At 67.5% G+C, this 13,340-nt stretch carries 11 protein-coding genes; 5 read left to right on the top strand and 6 right to left on the bottom strand.

Translation table 11 applies throughout. The features are described 5' to 3' along the window. Nucleotides 1-16: 16 nt before the first annotated feature. From AB0M22_RS22400 to AB0M22_RS22380, 5 genes are all read right to left on the bottom strand, one after another. On the bottom strand, nucleotides 17-964 hold the full coding sequence (locus tag AB0M22_RS22400; protein WP_364729996.1) for a formylglycine-generating enzyme family protein: 948 nt from the start codon (nucleotides 962-964) through the stop codon (nucleotides 17-19). Beyond that, the gene (locus AB0M22_RS22395; protein ID WP_364729993.1) at nucleotides 961-2,292 is read right to left on the bottom strand and encodes an MFS transporter; all 1,332 of its coding nucleotides are present in this window, start codon (nucleotides 2,290-2,292) and stop codon (nucleotides 961-963) included. The genes AB0M22_RS22400 and AB0M22_RS22395 overlap by 4 nt, the downstream gene beginning before the upstream one ends. 9 nt (nucleotides 2,293-2,301) lie before the next feature. Then, nucleotides 2,302-4,098 (bottom strand): sulfatase, encoded by a 1,797-nt coding sequence (locus tag AB0M22_RS22390; protein ID WP_364729991.1) that lies wholly within the window; start codon nucleotides 4,096-4,098, stop codon nucleotides 2,302-2,304. Continuing rightward, on the bottom strand, nucleotides 4,098-5,315 hold the full coding sequence (locus AB0M22_RS22385; RefSeq protein ID WP_364729989.1) for an FAD-dependent monooxygenase: 1,218 nt from the start codon (nucleotides 5,313-5,315) through the stop codon (nucleotides 4,098-4,100). The genes AB0M22_RS22390 and AB0M22_RS22385 overlap by 1 nt, the downstream gene beginning before the upstream one ends. A 356-nt stretch (nucleotides 5,316-5,671) precedes the next feature. Beyond that, the gene (locus AB0M22_RS22380; RefSeq protein WP_364729986.1) at nucleotides 5,672-6,358 is read right to left on the bottom strand and encodes a GntR family transcriptional regulator; all 687 of its coding nucleotides are present in this window, start codon (nucleotides 6,356-6,358) and stop codon (nucleotides 5,672-5,674) included. Nucleotides 6,359-6,630: 272 nt separating this feature from the next. Between AB0M22_RS22380 and AB0M22_RS22375 the strand changes: the two genes are divergently transcribed. Next, nucleotides 6,631-7,404: an SDR family oxidoreductase gene (locus AB0M22_RS22375; protein ID WP_364729984.1), complete on the top strand. Its 774-nt coding sequence runs from the start codon at nucleotides 6,631-6,633 to the stop codon at nucleotides 7,402-7,404. A gap of 207 nt (nucleotides 7,405-7,611) precedes the next feature. Then, entirely contained in the window at nucleotides 7,612-9,474 is a 1,863-nt protein-coding gene (locus tag AB0M22_RS22370) for a BTAD domain-containing putative transcriptional regulator (RefSeq protein WP_364729981.1), read from the top strand. Between the two features lie 43 nt (nucleotides 9,475-9,517). Here the strand turns inward: AB0M22_RS22370 and AB0M22_RS22365 are convergent, their stop codons facing one another. After that, nucleotides 9,518-10,276 carry a helix-turn-helix transcriptional regulator gene (locus AB0M22_RS22365; RefSeq protein ID WP_364729978.1) on the bottom strand — a complete coding sequence of 253 codons (759 nt, stop codon included), beginning with the start codon at nucleotides 10,274-10,276 and terminating at the stop codon, nucleotides 9,518-9,520. 82 nt (nucleotides 10,277-10,358) lie between these two features. Here AB0M22_RS22365 and AB0M22_RS22360 point away from each other — a divergent pair, with 82 nt between their 5' ends. The 3 genes from AB0M22_RS22360 (at nucleotide 10,359) to AB0M22_RS22350 (ending at nucleotide 13,320) form a co-directional block, all read left to right on the top strand. Continuing rightward, nucleotides 10,359-10,967: a nuclear transport factor 2 family protein gene (locus AB0M22_RS22360; protein ID WP_364729975.1), complete on the top strand. Its 609-nt coding sequence runs from the start codon at nucleotides 10,359-10,361 to the stop codon at nucleotides 10,965-10,967. Continuing rightward, nucleotides 10,934-11,749 (top strand): AraC family transcriptional regulator, encoded by an 816-nt coding sequence (locus tag AB0M22_RS22355; RefSeq protein ID WP_364729973.1) that lies wholly within the window; start codon nucleotides 10,934-10,936, stop codon nucleotides 11,747-11,749. The genes AB0M22_RS22360 and AB0M22_RS22355 overlap by 34 nt, the downstream gene beginning before the upstream one ends. Before the next feature lie 140 nt (nucleotides 11,750-11,889). Continuing rightward, nucleotides 11,890-13,320 carry an MFS transporter gene (locus tag AB0M22_RS22350; RefSeq protein WP_364729970.1) on the top strand — a complete coding sequence of 477 codons (1,431 nt, stop codon included), beginning with the start codon at nucleotides 11,890-11,892 and terminating at the stop codon, nucleotides 13,318-13,320. Nucleotides 13,321-13,340 lie beyond the last annotated feature (20 nt).

Below are 13,340 nucleotides of genomic sequence, written 5' to 3'. Positions count from 1 at the left end.
GCAAAGTCCCTGTTGTTCACCGCATTTCGGTGAGCGCGGCGATGATGTCGGTGTGGTGCTGGCGTCCGCCCTCGACCCGGAGTGATGCGGACGCGGCGGTGCGGAAGCCGGCGTTGCCCATGGTGGAATCCGGGGTGTTCGAGGATCGGGCGGCGGTGCGGTATCTGGTGCAGTGGCTGTCGTGGCAGAGGTATGAGCCGCCGCGCAGGACTCGCGAATGTCCGGTTGCGGGGCCTTGCGGATCGCGAACGTGACCCGCTCGGGCGTCGTGGGTGTAGGTGTTGGGGGAGAAGTGGTCGGCGCACCACTCCCAGACGTTTCCGGCTGTCTGCCAGAGTCCGTACCCGTTGGGGCGGTAGGTGCGCACCGGTGCGGTGGTGCGGAATTCGTTCTCCTGCATGGTGGTTGGGAAGGTTCCCGTCCAGATGTTCGCCCGCCACCGGCCGCCCGCATCCGGCGGTTCGTCACCCCACGGATAGCGGGCGCCGGGCAGGCCACCGCGCGCGGCGAATTCCCACTCCGCTTCGGTCGGGAGTCGACGGCCCGCCCAGTCGCAGTAGGCGATGGCGTCGTGCCAGGAGACCTGCACCACCGGATGATCGCCGCGGTCGTCGATGCCGGAATGCCGTCCCTGCGGGTGTCGCCAGTTCGCTCCCCGCACCCTTATCCACCACGGCGTGTGGGTGGAAGGGTCGAGGAGGTCTTCGGCGTCGGCGGCCAGCACGAGGTGGAACACGGCGGAGTACCCGAACTTCTCCGCGTCGGTCGCGTACCCGGTCTGTTCGACGAACGTCGCGAAGGCGGCATTGGTGACGGTGGTCGTGTCGATCGTGAAGGGCGAGAGTTCCACGGTGTGCACGGGTGTCTCCCCGTCGGCGTGGAATCCGTCGCGGTGCGGGTCGCCCATCGCGAAGGTCCCGCCGGGCAGGTCTGCCTGTTCGATCGAGTGCCGGGCGGGGGTCATCCGGCCGCCGCGGGCCGGGCTTGCTCGATCAAGAGGGCGCGTTGCCGCTCGACGTCGCGGGGATAGGTGCGATAGAGAATGGTGCAGAAGGCGGCGTTGACGAGCATGAGAATGCCTGGGATCCACAGCATTACGCCACGGAGGCCGATCACATCGGTGAGCAGTCCGGCGGCGAGGTTGAACAGCGCGTAGGCGAGGGCTTCGAACACCGACAGCAGGAGCGCGAAGGCGGCGCCGCGCATTTCCGGCGGTACAACGGCGGCCACGATGGGCCGGTTCACCCCGGGGTTGAGGCCCTGCATGAAGCCGAGGACCGCCCAGAAGCCGGCGAAGACCTCGATGCCACCCCAATCGTGCTGAGTACCCACCAAGGCGACGACCCCGAAGCCGAGCTGGGCGAACTGCAGGACGATGATCCGGCCGATCCTGGGCAACCGGCTTTGCAGGAAGTCGGTGGCCAGGCTGCCGCCGAAGGTGCCGAGCAGATAGCCGATGCCGAAGGGCAGGGTGACGATGGACGCGACCGCGGTGCTGAAGCCGTAGGTGTGGACCAGGAAGACGATGCCGAAGCTCATGATCAGCAGGTGACCCGAGATGAGCCGCTGGATCAGCATCAGGACGAAGGTGGGGATCCGCAGCATCTGCCGGACCTTGGTCCAGGTGATCCGGCTGTCCTCGCCCTGCCGGGTCGGCGCGGCGACTTCGCTGGCGCCGACGGCGGGGTCATCGAAGAACACGGCCAGCAGCACGGCGGTGAGCACGGTGACCGCACCCCAGGCGAAGAATCCGTAACGCCAGCCGTCGGGCACGCGGGACAACTGCCCGATGATCGGTCCGAGTACCGAGCCGAGGAGCGAGATCGCGCCCCAGGTGTAACCATTGGCGCGACCGCGCGCGGCATCGTCGAACAGATCGGCGGTGATTTCGCTGGCGATCGGCAGGGCCGCGGCGATGAACACGGCCGACACCCCGTACAGGATGATGAGCTGGGTGTAGCTCTGCGCGAGACCGGTTGCGGCGGTGGCGATTCCGGCGAGGCCGGAGGCCACGGCGAACGCGATCTTACGGTTGGTCCTACGCGCGATCCACGCCCACAGCGGCCCGCAGACGATGCTGATGAACTTCCCGATGGAGGTCAGGTAGCCGACCGCGGCCGCGGGCGCGGCGACCGCCTGGACGATGACCGGGGCGAGGGTGCTGAGCACACTTGATTCGTTGTTGTCGGCCCAGAGCGGAGCGACGACGAGGGCGAGTTTGCGCCAGCGGCCGGGAACGATCACCGGGGTGCCGGTGGTTGCCTTGGACGCCGGTATGACGGTGTCTGTCATCGGAATACCTCACTGAGGGTGGTGGGGGACCGGTCCGCTTTCGGCCAGTGCCCGATCGAGCTGGTGCAGGGTTCGCCCGGTCAGCACCGGGGTGAAGTCGGCCAGGTCGAGGAGAGTGACCGAGCCGGTCTGCTCGGCGATGCGGGCGATCGCGGGTCCGAGCGCGGCCTCGACGATCGCGCGGGTGCCCGCGATGGCGAGGAGTTCGGTGATCGGCGTGTTCACTCCCGGTCGCCCGGTCGGAAAGTCCGCCGGAACCGGTAGTGGCGCAACGGCTTCCTGGTAAGCGCGCAGTTGAGTCCGGGCTAGTAGGTGCCGGGAATCGGCGGGCCCCTCGAGCGGAAGGCCGAGGCGGGTGAACTGCGAGTCCGGCGCGGAGCTCGCCCGCATGAGTTCCAGCAGGAGGTCGATCATCCGCAGTTCGAGGTCGTCGTCGATCATCGGATCCGCTTGGCGGGGATCGCTTTCCAGATCGAACAGGGCTGTGCCGAAATCGAACGGGTCACCGACAGCGAACCCGGGGACGCGCAGCACCGGGACGTTCTTGGTGAACGGGAGCGGGCCGACCAACTGCGCGTGCTCCAGTTCGGCCGGGGTGAAACGGGATGCCATGTGCGTGGGCATCAGCGTGTGCTCGAACAGCGGCGCGTTGCCCGGCGCGGCCGGAGCCCGCAGGTACACGTAACGCCCGTCGGTGACATTGACGTGCCCGCCGAAGATCCCGAACAACGCCCCCGCTCGGTGCTTGCCCGGCGCCGGGTCGCGCAGCAGCGAAAGCAGGGACCGGCCTTGCATATCCGCGGTCGGCTGGAGACCGAAGAAGTCCAGCAGGGTGGGGCCGAAGTCGATGGTCTGCACCAGTTCCCGGCAGGTGCCTGCTTTCGTCCGCGCCACCGGATCCCAGACGAACAGTGGCGTGTGGATGTTCTCGTCGTACCAGGGCTGTACGTTCTTGCCCCACCAGCCGTGCTCGCCGAGCAGGAACCCGTGGTCGGTGCACACGATCAGCAGCGTGTCGTCCCACAGGCCGAGCTCGTCGAAGACGTCGAGGACGCGACCCAGCGACGCGTCGCACATCGTCAGCAGCGCGGCGTACTCGGCCCGCGCACGGTCCACGGTTTCCGGACCTTCGGCCACTCGCTTGTAGTCGGGCCACGCCGGGGACTGCCCCGCCGCGTCCAATGCGGGATAGTGGCGCTGGAATTCACGGTCGGAGAAGTAGGGTTCGTGCGGGTCGAAGCACTCGATCTGCAGGAACCACGCGTCCTCGGCGTGATTGGTGCGGATGAACTCGAGGCCGGCGTGCACTGTCCGGATCTGCGGGTGATCGGCCGGTTCGGTCAGGTACTGCCGGTTCACGAGATCCTGCCGCCACAGCTGGTTTCGGACCCGGCGCGGGCTCGGCGGTTGCGGCGGATCGGCGACCTGCCCCTTCCACGCGTCGCCCTCCTGCCCGCGGAAGAACTCGAAGGTGCGGAATCGGCTGTGGTACGTCGCTCCGCCGTCCTCCCAGTAGTGCGGATGGTCGGTGACCAGGTGCGAGTAGACCCCCGCCGCGGACAGCAGCTCCGGCACGGAGTCGTCGAAGGGCTCCAAGGGACCCCAGGAACGGTGCAGGAAGTTGTGGCGGCCGGTGTGCATCTCGCGGCGGGCAGGCATGCACGGCATCGAGCCGCCGTAGCAGTTGTCGAATCGCACGGTGTGCGCGGCGAGCCGGGTGAAGTTCGGGGCGTGTACCCAATCGGCGCCGTAGGGCGGCAGGAACCGGCGGTTGAGACTGTCGAACAGCACCAGGACCGTGCGCATCAGTGGCCCGCCTCGGATCGTGTTGTGGCCGAAACTGTTTCGCTCGGCGTTAAGGCGGTGTCGGGCGTCCAGGAGAAGGTGTCGCTCACTGAATTGAGGTACGACGAGCGCGGCGTCAGCCACACGAGGGTGTTCCGGAACACGACCTTCAGCGGATTGCGCCATTGCGCGACCCGTCCGGCCGCGGCCGAGGCCCGTGCCAGTTGCTGGGTGCGGCCGCGCCGCGCCAGGTCGTAGCCGGCTATCACGGATTCCACGGTGGACTCGGTGGTGGCGAGCGCGTTCAGCGTTGCGGCGTCCTCCAGCGCCTGTGCCGCGCCCTGCCCGAGGTCGGGGGTGATCGCGTGCGCGGCGTCACCGAGCAGGATTACCCGGCCGGTCGCGTAGCTGGGCAGCGGTGTTTCCAGGGAGTAGATGTCGTGTCGCAGTAGCGATTTCAGGGGAGTGGCGGCGATCAGCCGGGGGATCGGGTCGTGCCAGTCGCGGAAGAGTCGCGCGACCGTCTCGATGTTCGCGTGGGCGTGGGAGTTCGGCGCGGTCGACAGCGTGGCGTACCAATATACCCGTCCATCGGTGAGCGGCATGACGCCGAATCGCCGCCCCCGCCCCCAGCTTTCGATCAACGAGCGGCCCACTTCGAGGTCGGCGGCGGCCTCGGCGGGTACGACGCCGCGCCAGGTGAGGTACCCGGCGTAGGCCGGTCCCGGATGGTCGGGAAACAGCCGGGTCCGTGTCGGACTGGCGATGCCGTCCGCGGCGACGATGAGTTCCGCACCGAGCGTTGCGGTTTCGCCGGTGGGACGCCGGAACGTCACGGTGCCCGCGTCGGGATCCACCTCGGTCACCTGGTGGCCGGTGCACAGGTTGGTGTGCCTGAGCGCTCCGATCAATATGGCGTGTGCGTCGGCCCGGTGCAGCATGTACCCGGGGACGCCGAACCGGCGGATGACCTCGGTGACATCGCCGCGCAACAGCCACCTCCCCGATGCGGTCCGAATCCCCGTGGCGCCCTGCGCGATATCCAGCGACCGGAGTTCCTCGGCCAGTCCCAGCCAGTTCAGCGCTCGCACCGCGTTGGGTGCCAGCATCAATCCGGCGCCGACCGGGCGGAACTGCTCCGCTCGTTCCAGCACCGTCACTCGCCAGCCTGCGCGTTCGAGGCCGAGTGCCGCGCTCAATCCGCCGATACCGCCGCCGACCACGATTGCCGTGTTCATGCCTGCCTGCTCCCGGCCGCGTGCGATGAGTCACTCATGTTGCTGGACAACAGCGTTGACGTCCGAGGCCGCTGTGCGGACAGTCGTCGGGCGCGGTCGGCGAGGACGATCATGACCAAGGGGAATGAGGTCTGGGCGAGGTAAGGGCCTCGCCTGAAAGATGTTCTCCGCCATCGGTATCCGCTCTCTTCGGGGCTAGGTGGCAGCCGTCGCGCGACGCTTGCCTCCTGATAAAATAAGCATACTTTCAGTAATGTCAATTTGGTGAGCGAAGATCCGATGCGACCTGCGCCGGCTGGGCGGGAAGCGCTCACGTCGCATCGGGCTATCGGTGAAATCGACTCTCGTGCAACGACCTAGCCGTCGGCGGCTGCGGTGCGCGCATTCGCCGCCCGTGCGCGGGCCAGGATGGTCACGACCGGGCGTTGCAGCAGTTCGGTGAGTCGCGGGCGATCCTGTGCGGCCAGGGCGTCGACTATCAGGCGGAACTGGACTGTCGACTCCTGCGGTGCGGCCAGTATGTCGTAGTTGTGCGCGCGATAAGCGGCCGTGCGTGCCCAGAGTCGTTCGATTTCGGCAATGATGAGCGTGCGGTGACACAGGCGGTAGATGGACAGGTAGAGGTCCGCCATCGCACCCCGCGCGAGGTCGGGCCGCCCTGCCAGTGCCTCGGCTTCGATCCGGTCTACGTGCGCGGACAGCTCGGCCAGCGTCTCTGCGGCCGGCCACTCGAGCGTGCGGAGCGCCTCGGACTCCAGCAGGTCGCGCATCGTGTAGAGCTGCTCCACCTCGTCGTTGCTGAACTTCGCGACGAAGTAGCCCTGGTTCAGCTCGTGCGTGAGCAGGCCCTCGTTGCTCAGTATCTCGAGGGCTTCGCGGACCGGCGGGCGGCTGACGCCGCACCGGTCTGCCCAGATCTGTTGCCGGAGCTGTTCTCCCGGGGAGAGTTCGCCGTTGAGGATGGCGCCCCGAATGGCATCCAAGACCTTCGCTGTGGTTCGGCTCGCGGGCTCGGCACCGCTGTTGACAGCGTCTTTGCTCACCTTCATGATTGAAAACATAATTGAAAACATTATTGAAGACAATCTTGAGAGCTAACCCGGCGCGGGTCTGCTGAAGGTGTGCAGCGACGGCAGAATAGTCTTGCGCGGTTAATATTAACTATGCAAGACTCAAAGTATGAACGGCTCACCGCCCCGAATCTCGGTTCTCTTGATCTGGCGGCTGATCGCGGTCGCCGGCCATCGGCGCCCGAACTGCCGGAGCCGGCGGACGGAACCATCATGGAGTTGCAGCAAGAGGGAGATGGCATCAAATGAGTGAAGGCCTCGTGCGGGACGGCCGGGGGGCGTGGGCAGTGGTCGCTGGTTCGGCGGGTGGTGTCGGGCGGGAGACGGCGTTGCGGCTCGCAGCGGACGGGTATTCGATCGTGGCGTGTGGCTGCGACGGGCCCGGCGTGGAGGAGACCCGCAAATTGATCGAGTGGGCCGGCGGCCGGGCGGTGGATCTGGTAGTCGATCTCGGCGATTCCCTGGCGGTGCGCCGGCTGATCGCCGAAACGGTCGAGTTGGTGGCCGATGCTCCGGTCGAGGTACTGGTCAACAATGCCAGCGTGGCGGATCACGGGTCGGCCGAGGATCGCTTCGACGCGGTGTTCAACCGGAATGTGAAGGCGCCCTTGGTCTTGACCGGCGCGTTCGCGCCGCTCATGGCCGAGCGTGGCCGGGGTGCGATCGTCAATGTGGGTGCGTTCGGCGCCTTGGCCGGAGATGGCGGCCAGGTGCAAGCGGCGAAGGCGGCGTTGATGGCGTTGACCAGGTTGTGGGCGGCCGAGTACGGGCCGAAGGGCGTGCGGGTCAATTTCGTGGATCCCGGCTGCATGTTCACCCAGGCTCGGCCGCGCCGACCGGAACTGGATCCGGGATGTTCGCACGACATGGCGGCCGATGGTGATGGGCCGGCCGAGGTCGCGGAGGCCATCCGATTCCTCGCCTCACCTCGGGCCGTCGCCATTCGTGGCGCCCTGCTGACTATGGCGGGAACTGCGGGTGCGGGGGACGGTTACGGCTACCTGGCGGCGCCGGCGTAAGGCCTGGTTTCGCGGCGATTGACGTCGTCGGCGGCATTATGCTTGACTTGCAGTCAAATTAAATTTCTCTTAGTAAACATGAACAGTGCACGCGTCGGCACCGCAGAGGCCACTGGGCAGCCTCGATGTTCGAATGTGAGGGACCAGTTGTCAGCATCGCGGAACCCGGGTACTTACCGGACGAGGCAGACCGAACTTCGGTTATCGGTGCTGGGACCGGTAGAGGCGTCGCTGGGAGACCACCTTCTGGATATCGCCGCGCCGCAGATGCTGGCCGTACTGGCGATCCTCGCGACCGAAGACGGGCGCGCACTGACGACGGCACAGCTGGTCGAGCGAATATGGTTCGGCGAAGCGCCGATGTCGGCAGTCAATGTGCTGCGTAACCACATCTCCGCTTTGCGCAGGGAGTTCGATGCGTACGGCGGCGAGGGTGCCGGGTTTATCTGGCTCGAATCGACTCGCGGCGGGTATCGACTGTGCCTGCCGGTGAAGTTCGATGTCATGGAGGTCGAGGCACTCATTGCCGCCGCCGGAGCCGACCGTCGCTCGGGCGCGGCGGATCGGGCGGAAACCAAACTCGCGACGGCATGGAGTCTGTGGCGGGGAGACCCCTTTGTCGGTCTGCCCGGACCGTGGGCAGAACAGCAGCGCAAGCGCATGGCCAGGCTCCGTTCGGAGCTGGGTGAGGCGACGATCTTGGGCGCGCTGGAACTCGGCCGGTATTCGGCGGCAATCATGGAATCGCAGGCGCTCATCGCCGCCGACCCACACAGCGAGCGCTGGCACGAACTACTCATGGTCGCGCTCTCCCGCGGCGGGCGGCGGGTCGAAGCGCTCGACGCTTATCGCACCGCGCACCGCATGCTCGGCGACGAACTCGGCCTCCGGCCGGGCCCGGAGATAGCCCGGCTGCATCAACAGCTGCTGTCGGCCGAGCCGCCGCGATTCGCCGCCACGAAACTGCCGCCCGACCTCGCCGATTTCGTCGGACGCGGGCATCTGGTGCACGAGCTCACCGAGGTGCTCGGCGCCGAGGCGGAGCATCGGCCGGTGGTCGCGATCACCGGCATGGGCGGCATCGGAAAATCCGCGTTCGCCATGCATCTCGCCCATCACCTGCGCACCCACTATCCGGACGGTTCGGTGTATCTCGATCTCGGTGGGCTGGACGAGCAACCACCGTCGGCCGATACGTTGCTGACGATCGCGTTGCGGAAGCTCGGGGTCGAGCCCGGCGAACTGCCGTCGGATACGTCCGGGCGAACAGCGTTGTGGCGCAACACCGTATCGGATAAACGCATCCTGCTGATCCTGGACAACGCGCGCGACATCGACCAGCTCACGCCGTTGCTACCGGGCCCAGGCGCGGCGGCGGTGCTGGTCACCAGCCGGTCGAGCCTGGCGGAACTGTTCGGTGCGCGACTGGTCCCGCTCGGCGTCCTCACCACCGACGAGGCATGGACGCTGCTGCAGCGGCTGGTGACCGCCGGGCGGTTGTCGGATGAACCCGGCGCGGCCCGCGAGATCCTGCACGCGTGTGGAAACCTGCCCGTCGCCTTGCGCATCGTCGGGGCTCGGCTGGCGACCCGGCCCGGCTGGCAACTCGCTTCGGTTGCCGAGCGCCTGGCCGACGAGCACCAGCGACTGGCCGAACTCACCCTCGGCAACACCAGCGTGGAATCGGTGTTCTGGGGGAGCTATCGCCAACTCGTGCCCGACCTCGCGCGGGCCTTCGTCCTGCTCGCGTTCGCCGATGCACCTGAGCTGTCGATCGCGGCCGTCGCCGCGTTGCTCGACCGGGATCAGGCCGAAGCCGAGCAGCTCTGCGAGGCCCTCGTCGACCTCGGCATGTTGCAGACGCCGACGCTCGGCGCCTACCGGCAGCACGTCCTGCTGCGGCTGTTCGCCCGCAAGGTGGCCGATGCCGTCCAGCGCCGCGAGTCGTCGCGGGCGCTGCACCGACTGCGCGATTTCTACGCCTCGGCCGGCGCGCGATGCACCGGCGAACGCGACGGCACCGAGGCGCTGGGCGCCACGCTTCTCCTGACCGAAAGGCGTGCCCTGTGAGGACGAAATATCTCGCCGAAAGCCGACGCCATCTCGATCGTGCTCAGTCTGCGTGTTGGAGACCGGCCTGGTAGCGACCGGGAGTTTGGCCGAGGATGGCGGTGAATGCGTTGATGAGGCTGGCCGTGTTGGCCCATCCGCACAGACTGGCCGTCTGGGTGACCGTGTGCCCGTCCATCAGGTGTACGAGCGCGTGCTGGACCCGGAGCTGCGCGCGCCACTGATGGAAGCTCATGCCGAGTTCGGTGTGGAAGAGCCGGCTGAGCGTCCGCTCGCCCGCGCCGACCGCCCGGCCCAGCTCGCGCAGTGAGGATCCGTCGGCGGGATCGGCGTGTAGCCGGTCGGTGACGGCGCGGAGCCGGTCGTCGCGTGGTCTCGGCAGATGGAGCGGTTGCTCGGGTGTCTCGAGCAGTTCGTCGACGATGACCTGACGTAGCCGGAGCGCGGCGGCCGCGGCGGGCGGGCGTGGATCGGTCAGTCGCAGCACGACCGCACGCAGCAGCAGGGACGCTTCGAACACGGTCGGCCGGTCCGGCAGAGCCAAGGACATAGCCCGAGGCAGCAGCAGGGTCCGTACGTCGGTTTCGCCGTATGCGCGGTGTTCGTGATCGAAGCCGGCCGGGGTCCAACTGACCCGATTGGCCGGGGTGATCCAGACGCCGCTCTCCGTCGCGATCGAGAGGATCCCGCTCGACGGATAGATCAGTTGCCCCTCCGGGTGCCGGTGCATGGCCATGCGCTCGCCGTGCGGCCAGAGCCGGGCCGACTCCGAGAGAGGGACGAATTGGCGAGTTTCTGGCACAGAAAGTCATTCTATCGGTGGTTGTCGTCGAGGCGATCGACAACAGTTGAGTCGACAGCACATCGAACAGGAGGAATTCCGCATGAGCGACAACCGAATCGACGATCGCCAGGCGATCAGCGAACTGATGACAGGCTGGATTCATCGGGACCGGGAGCAGTGGGACGAGCTGGCCGGACTGTTCCACGAGGACGCCACGCTCCGGATCCTCTGGTTCGCCGGCTCGGCCCACGACTTCATCGACGGCTCCCGCCGGATGGGGCACGGGCCGCTGCGCAGCAAGCACTTCATCGGCGCTCCGGCCATCCGTTTCGCGGGCGAGCGCGCGTTCGTCGAGACCAACGCGATCCTCCTCGCGGAACTCACCGATGCGGGGATCGGCGCGACCATCCACAACCGATTCCTCGACCGCGTGAGCCTGCGCGAGGGGATCTGGCGCATCGAGCAGCGTGACTCCGTCTACGACATGGGCGGATTCACCTTCCCGTTCGGTATTGCGGGCGCGCCGGACATCGACGCACAGGCGTTGTCCAGCCGGCACCCGCGGGAGTACGCGGCGCTGGCCTATCTGCTCGAAACCGCCGGGCACCCGGTAACCGGCACCTACCCGACTCGCTTCGGCGAGCAGGAGGCGGCCATCCTCGCGGCAGGCAGCGCATGGCTGACCGAGACACACCTCGCGCACAGCTGAGACGCGGTCCGGACGGCGAGACCGCAGGCACTCGGTCGCCGATTCTGCGCATCGATCGGAGCGGCGCGCAAGCTCGCCGGACCCTGGATTGGCATGCACACGACGAGGCGATGCTGCTGTGGTCCGCAACCGCGACCTTGGCGATGAGCACCCCCGTGCGCGACTGGCTCGTGCCGCCCGGCTACGGCCTCTGGGTTCCGCCTCGGATCGTGCACTCGGAGCAGGCATTGCGGGGCGGCGAGCTCTGCATCGTGCGATTCGCGCCGGACCTGTGCCCGGTCACCTGGCCCGAACCCGTCGGTATCTCGGTGGGACGCCTACTGCGCGAGCTCATTTCGCATCTGCACGAAGCCGAGCCGGACGACCCCAGCCGGGCCCACGCCGAGCCGCTGGTCTTCGACCTCCTCGCGCCGCTCCCCGTCAACGCCATCGACGTGTCCATGCCGACGGATCCACGCGTGCGGGCCATCGCCGAGCAGCTCATCGCCGACCCGAGCGACACCCGCGACCTCGCATTGTGGGCGCACCAGACGCATACCGGGGTGCGCACCCTGTCTCGCCTGTTTGTCGGCGAAACCGGCCTGACCTTTGGGCAATGGCGAACGCACGTCCGCATGCGGGCCGCCGCACAGCATCTGGCCGACGGCCGATCCGTCAACGCCACCGCGCGAGCAGTCGGCTACCGCAAGCCCAGCGCCTTCATTGCCGCGTTCCGCCGATCGACCGGTCAAACGCCCGGCACCTATCTTCGCGTCGAAGCGACAACCGACCTCGGACGGTAACCGCCGGTCATGGCATCGGCTGCGTGGCCGATTCGAGGTACTTGTCGGCCCCTGAACGGCATGTCGGCCAACTTACGGTGAGGGCATCGGCTTCGACCTGCTACCGCAGCGGTGCCACGAATATCATTGAAGGAGAACGGATGTCGTCTCTGCAAGTCGCCGTGCCCCCCTTGTCGGAGCGCAAGGCGGGTACCGGTTGGATGGTCGCGGCGCTGATGCTCGGCGTCCTGGTCTACGGTGTCCTCGGAACGGTGGTGACCCCGGCACTCACGTTGCTACAGAACGACTTACACACCTCGGTGGGCGGCGTGACGTGGCTGTTGACCGCCTACCTCCTGGCGGCGGCCGTGAGCACCGCGGTACTGGGCCGGCTGGGCGACATGTTCGGCAAGCGGCGGATGCTGCTCGTTGCCCTGACGTTGATGGCAGCGGGGGCGCTGGTCTCGGCCGTGTCCGGCGTGTTCGCCGTCGTTGTTCTCGGGCGCGTGCTGCAGGGCATGGCCGGTGGGCTACTGCCGCTCGCGTTCGGGATCATCCGCGACGAGCTGCCCGGCGAACGTATCGGCCACGCGATCGGAGCCGTGTCCGCGATGATCGGGGTCGGGGCGGGCGTGGGCGTGATCCTGCCCGGCCTCGTCGCGACCAGTTTGGGCTGGCAGTGGCTCTTCTGGATTCCCTTCGCCCTCACTGTGCTCGCGATTCTCGGCGCCTGGGTGTTCATCTCCGAATCGCCGGTGCGCCCCGGCGGGCGAGTGAACTGGGTGAACGCGGCCCTGCTCACGATCGGCATCACCGCGGTGCTGATCGCCGTCAGCGAGGGCTCGTCCTGGGGCTGGACCTCCGGCCCGACGCTCGGTCTCCTGCTCGGCGGAGCCGCGGTCTGCGCGCTGTGGGCAACTGCCGAGAGCATCAGCAGCCGGCCGTTGATCAACGTGCACCTGATGCGCAATCGCGCACTGTGGACGACCAACATCACCGCATTCCTGCTGGGGGCGGCGATGTTCTCGTCGACCGCCGTATATCCGATCTTCGCGCAACTGCCCAGAAGCACCGGATTCGGTTACGGCGCAACCCCACTCGTCTGTGGCCTCTACATGCTTCCGTATTCGGTCGCGATCGCGGTGGCCGGATCGCTCGCCGGGCGCATCGCCCGCAGAGTCGGCTTCCTGTCCGCGCTCGTCGCAGGCTGCCTGATGTGCGCCGTCGGCAGCGGCTACATCGCTATCCGGTATCACCACCCCCTCGACCTGATGATCAGCCTGGCCATCTTCGGATTCGGTCTCGGCACCGCCACCTCGGCGCTGTCCTCAGTGGTGGTCCACGCCGCGCCCGCCGGGCAGGTGGGCGAGACGACCGGGATGAACCAGGTGATCCGGATGATCGGCGGCGCGATCGGAACGCAGGTGGTCTCGACCCTCATAGCGAGCCACCAGCACAACGGACTGCCCGCACTCACCGGCTTCACCCAGTCCTACCTGGCGGAAGTGGTGTTCCTGATCGTGGCCGCCGCGGCAGCCATGCTCGCCCTGCCCGCGCATCGCGCGAGCGCCGACAGTTCTGCCGACAAGTGAGAAACCTTGGGCGGCAACAG

Source organism: Nocardia sp. NPDC051756 (assembly GCF_040681495.1).
In the GTDB taxonomy this organism is placed as follows: Bacteria; Actinomycetota; Actinomycetes; order Mycobacteriales; family Mycobacteriaceae; genus Nocardia.
This window is presented reverse-complemented; position numbering and strand designations above follow the sequence as displayed.

What these genes read in the sequence shown, in the direction of transcription:
- AB0M22_RS22400 (WP_364729996.1), bottom strand. Translation starts at nt 964, where the DNA reads ATGACCCCCGCCCGGCACTCGATCGAACAGGCAGACCTGCCCGGCGGG.
- AB0M22_RS22385 (WP_364729989.1), bottom strand. Translation starts at nt 5,315, where the DNA reads ATGAACACGGCAATCGTGGTCGGCGGCGGTATCGGCGGATTGAGCGCG.
- AB0M22_RS22390 (WP_364729991.1), bottom strand. Translation starts at nt 4,098, where the DNA reads ATGCGCACGGTCCTGGTGCTGTTCGACAGTCTCAACCGCCGGTTCCTG.
- AB0M22_RS22355 (WP_364729973.1), top strand. Translation starts at nt 10,934, where the DNA reads ATGGCTGACCGAGACACACCTCGCGCACAGCTGAGACGCGGTCCGGAC.
- AB0M22_RS22395 (WP_364729993.1), bottom strand. Translation starts at nt 2,292, where the DNA reads ATGACAGACACCGTCATACCGGCGTCCAAGGCAACCACCGGCACCCCG.
- AB0M22_RS22375 (WP_364729984.1), top strand. Translation starts at nt 6,631, where the DNA reads ATGAGTGAAGGCCTCGTGCGGGACGGCCGGGGGGCGTGGGCAGTGGTC.
- AB0M22_RS22360 (WP_364729975.1), top strand. Translation starts at nt 10,359, where the DNA reads ATGAGCGACAACCGAATCGACGATCGCCAGGCGATCAGCGAACTGATG.
- AB0M22_RS22350 (WP_364729970.1), top strand. Translation starts at nt 11,890, where the DNA reads ATGTCGTCTCTGCAAGTCGCCGTGCCCCCCTTGTCGGAGCGCAAGGCG.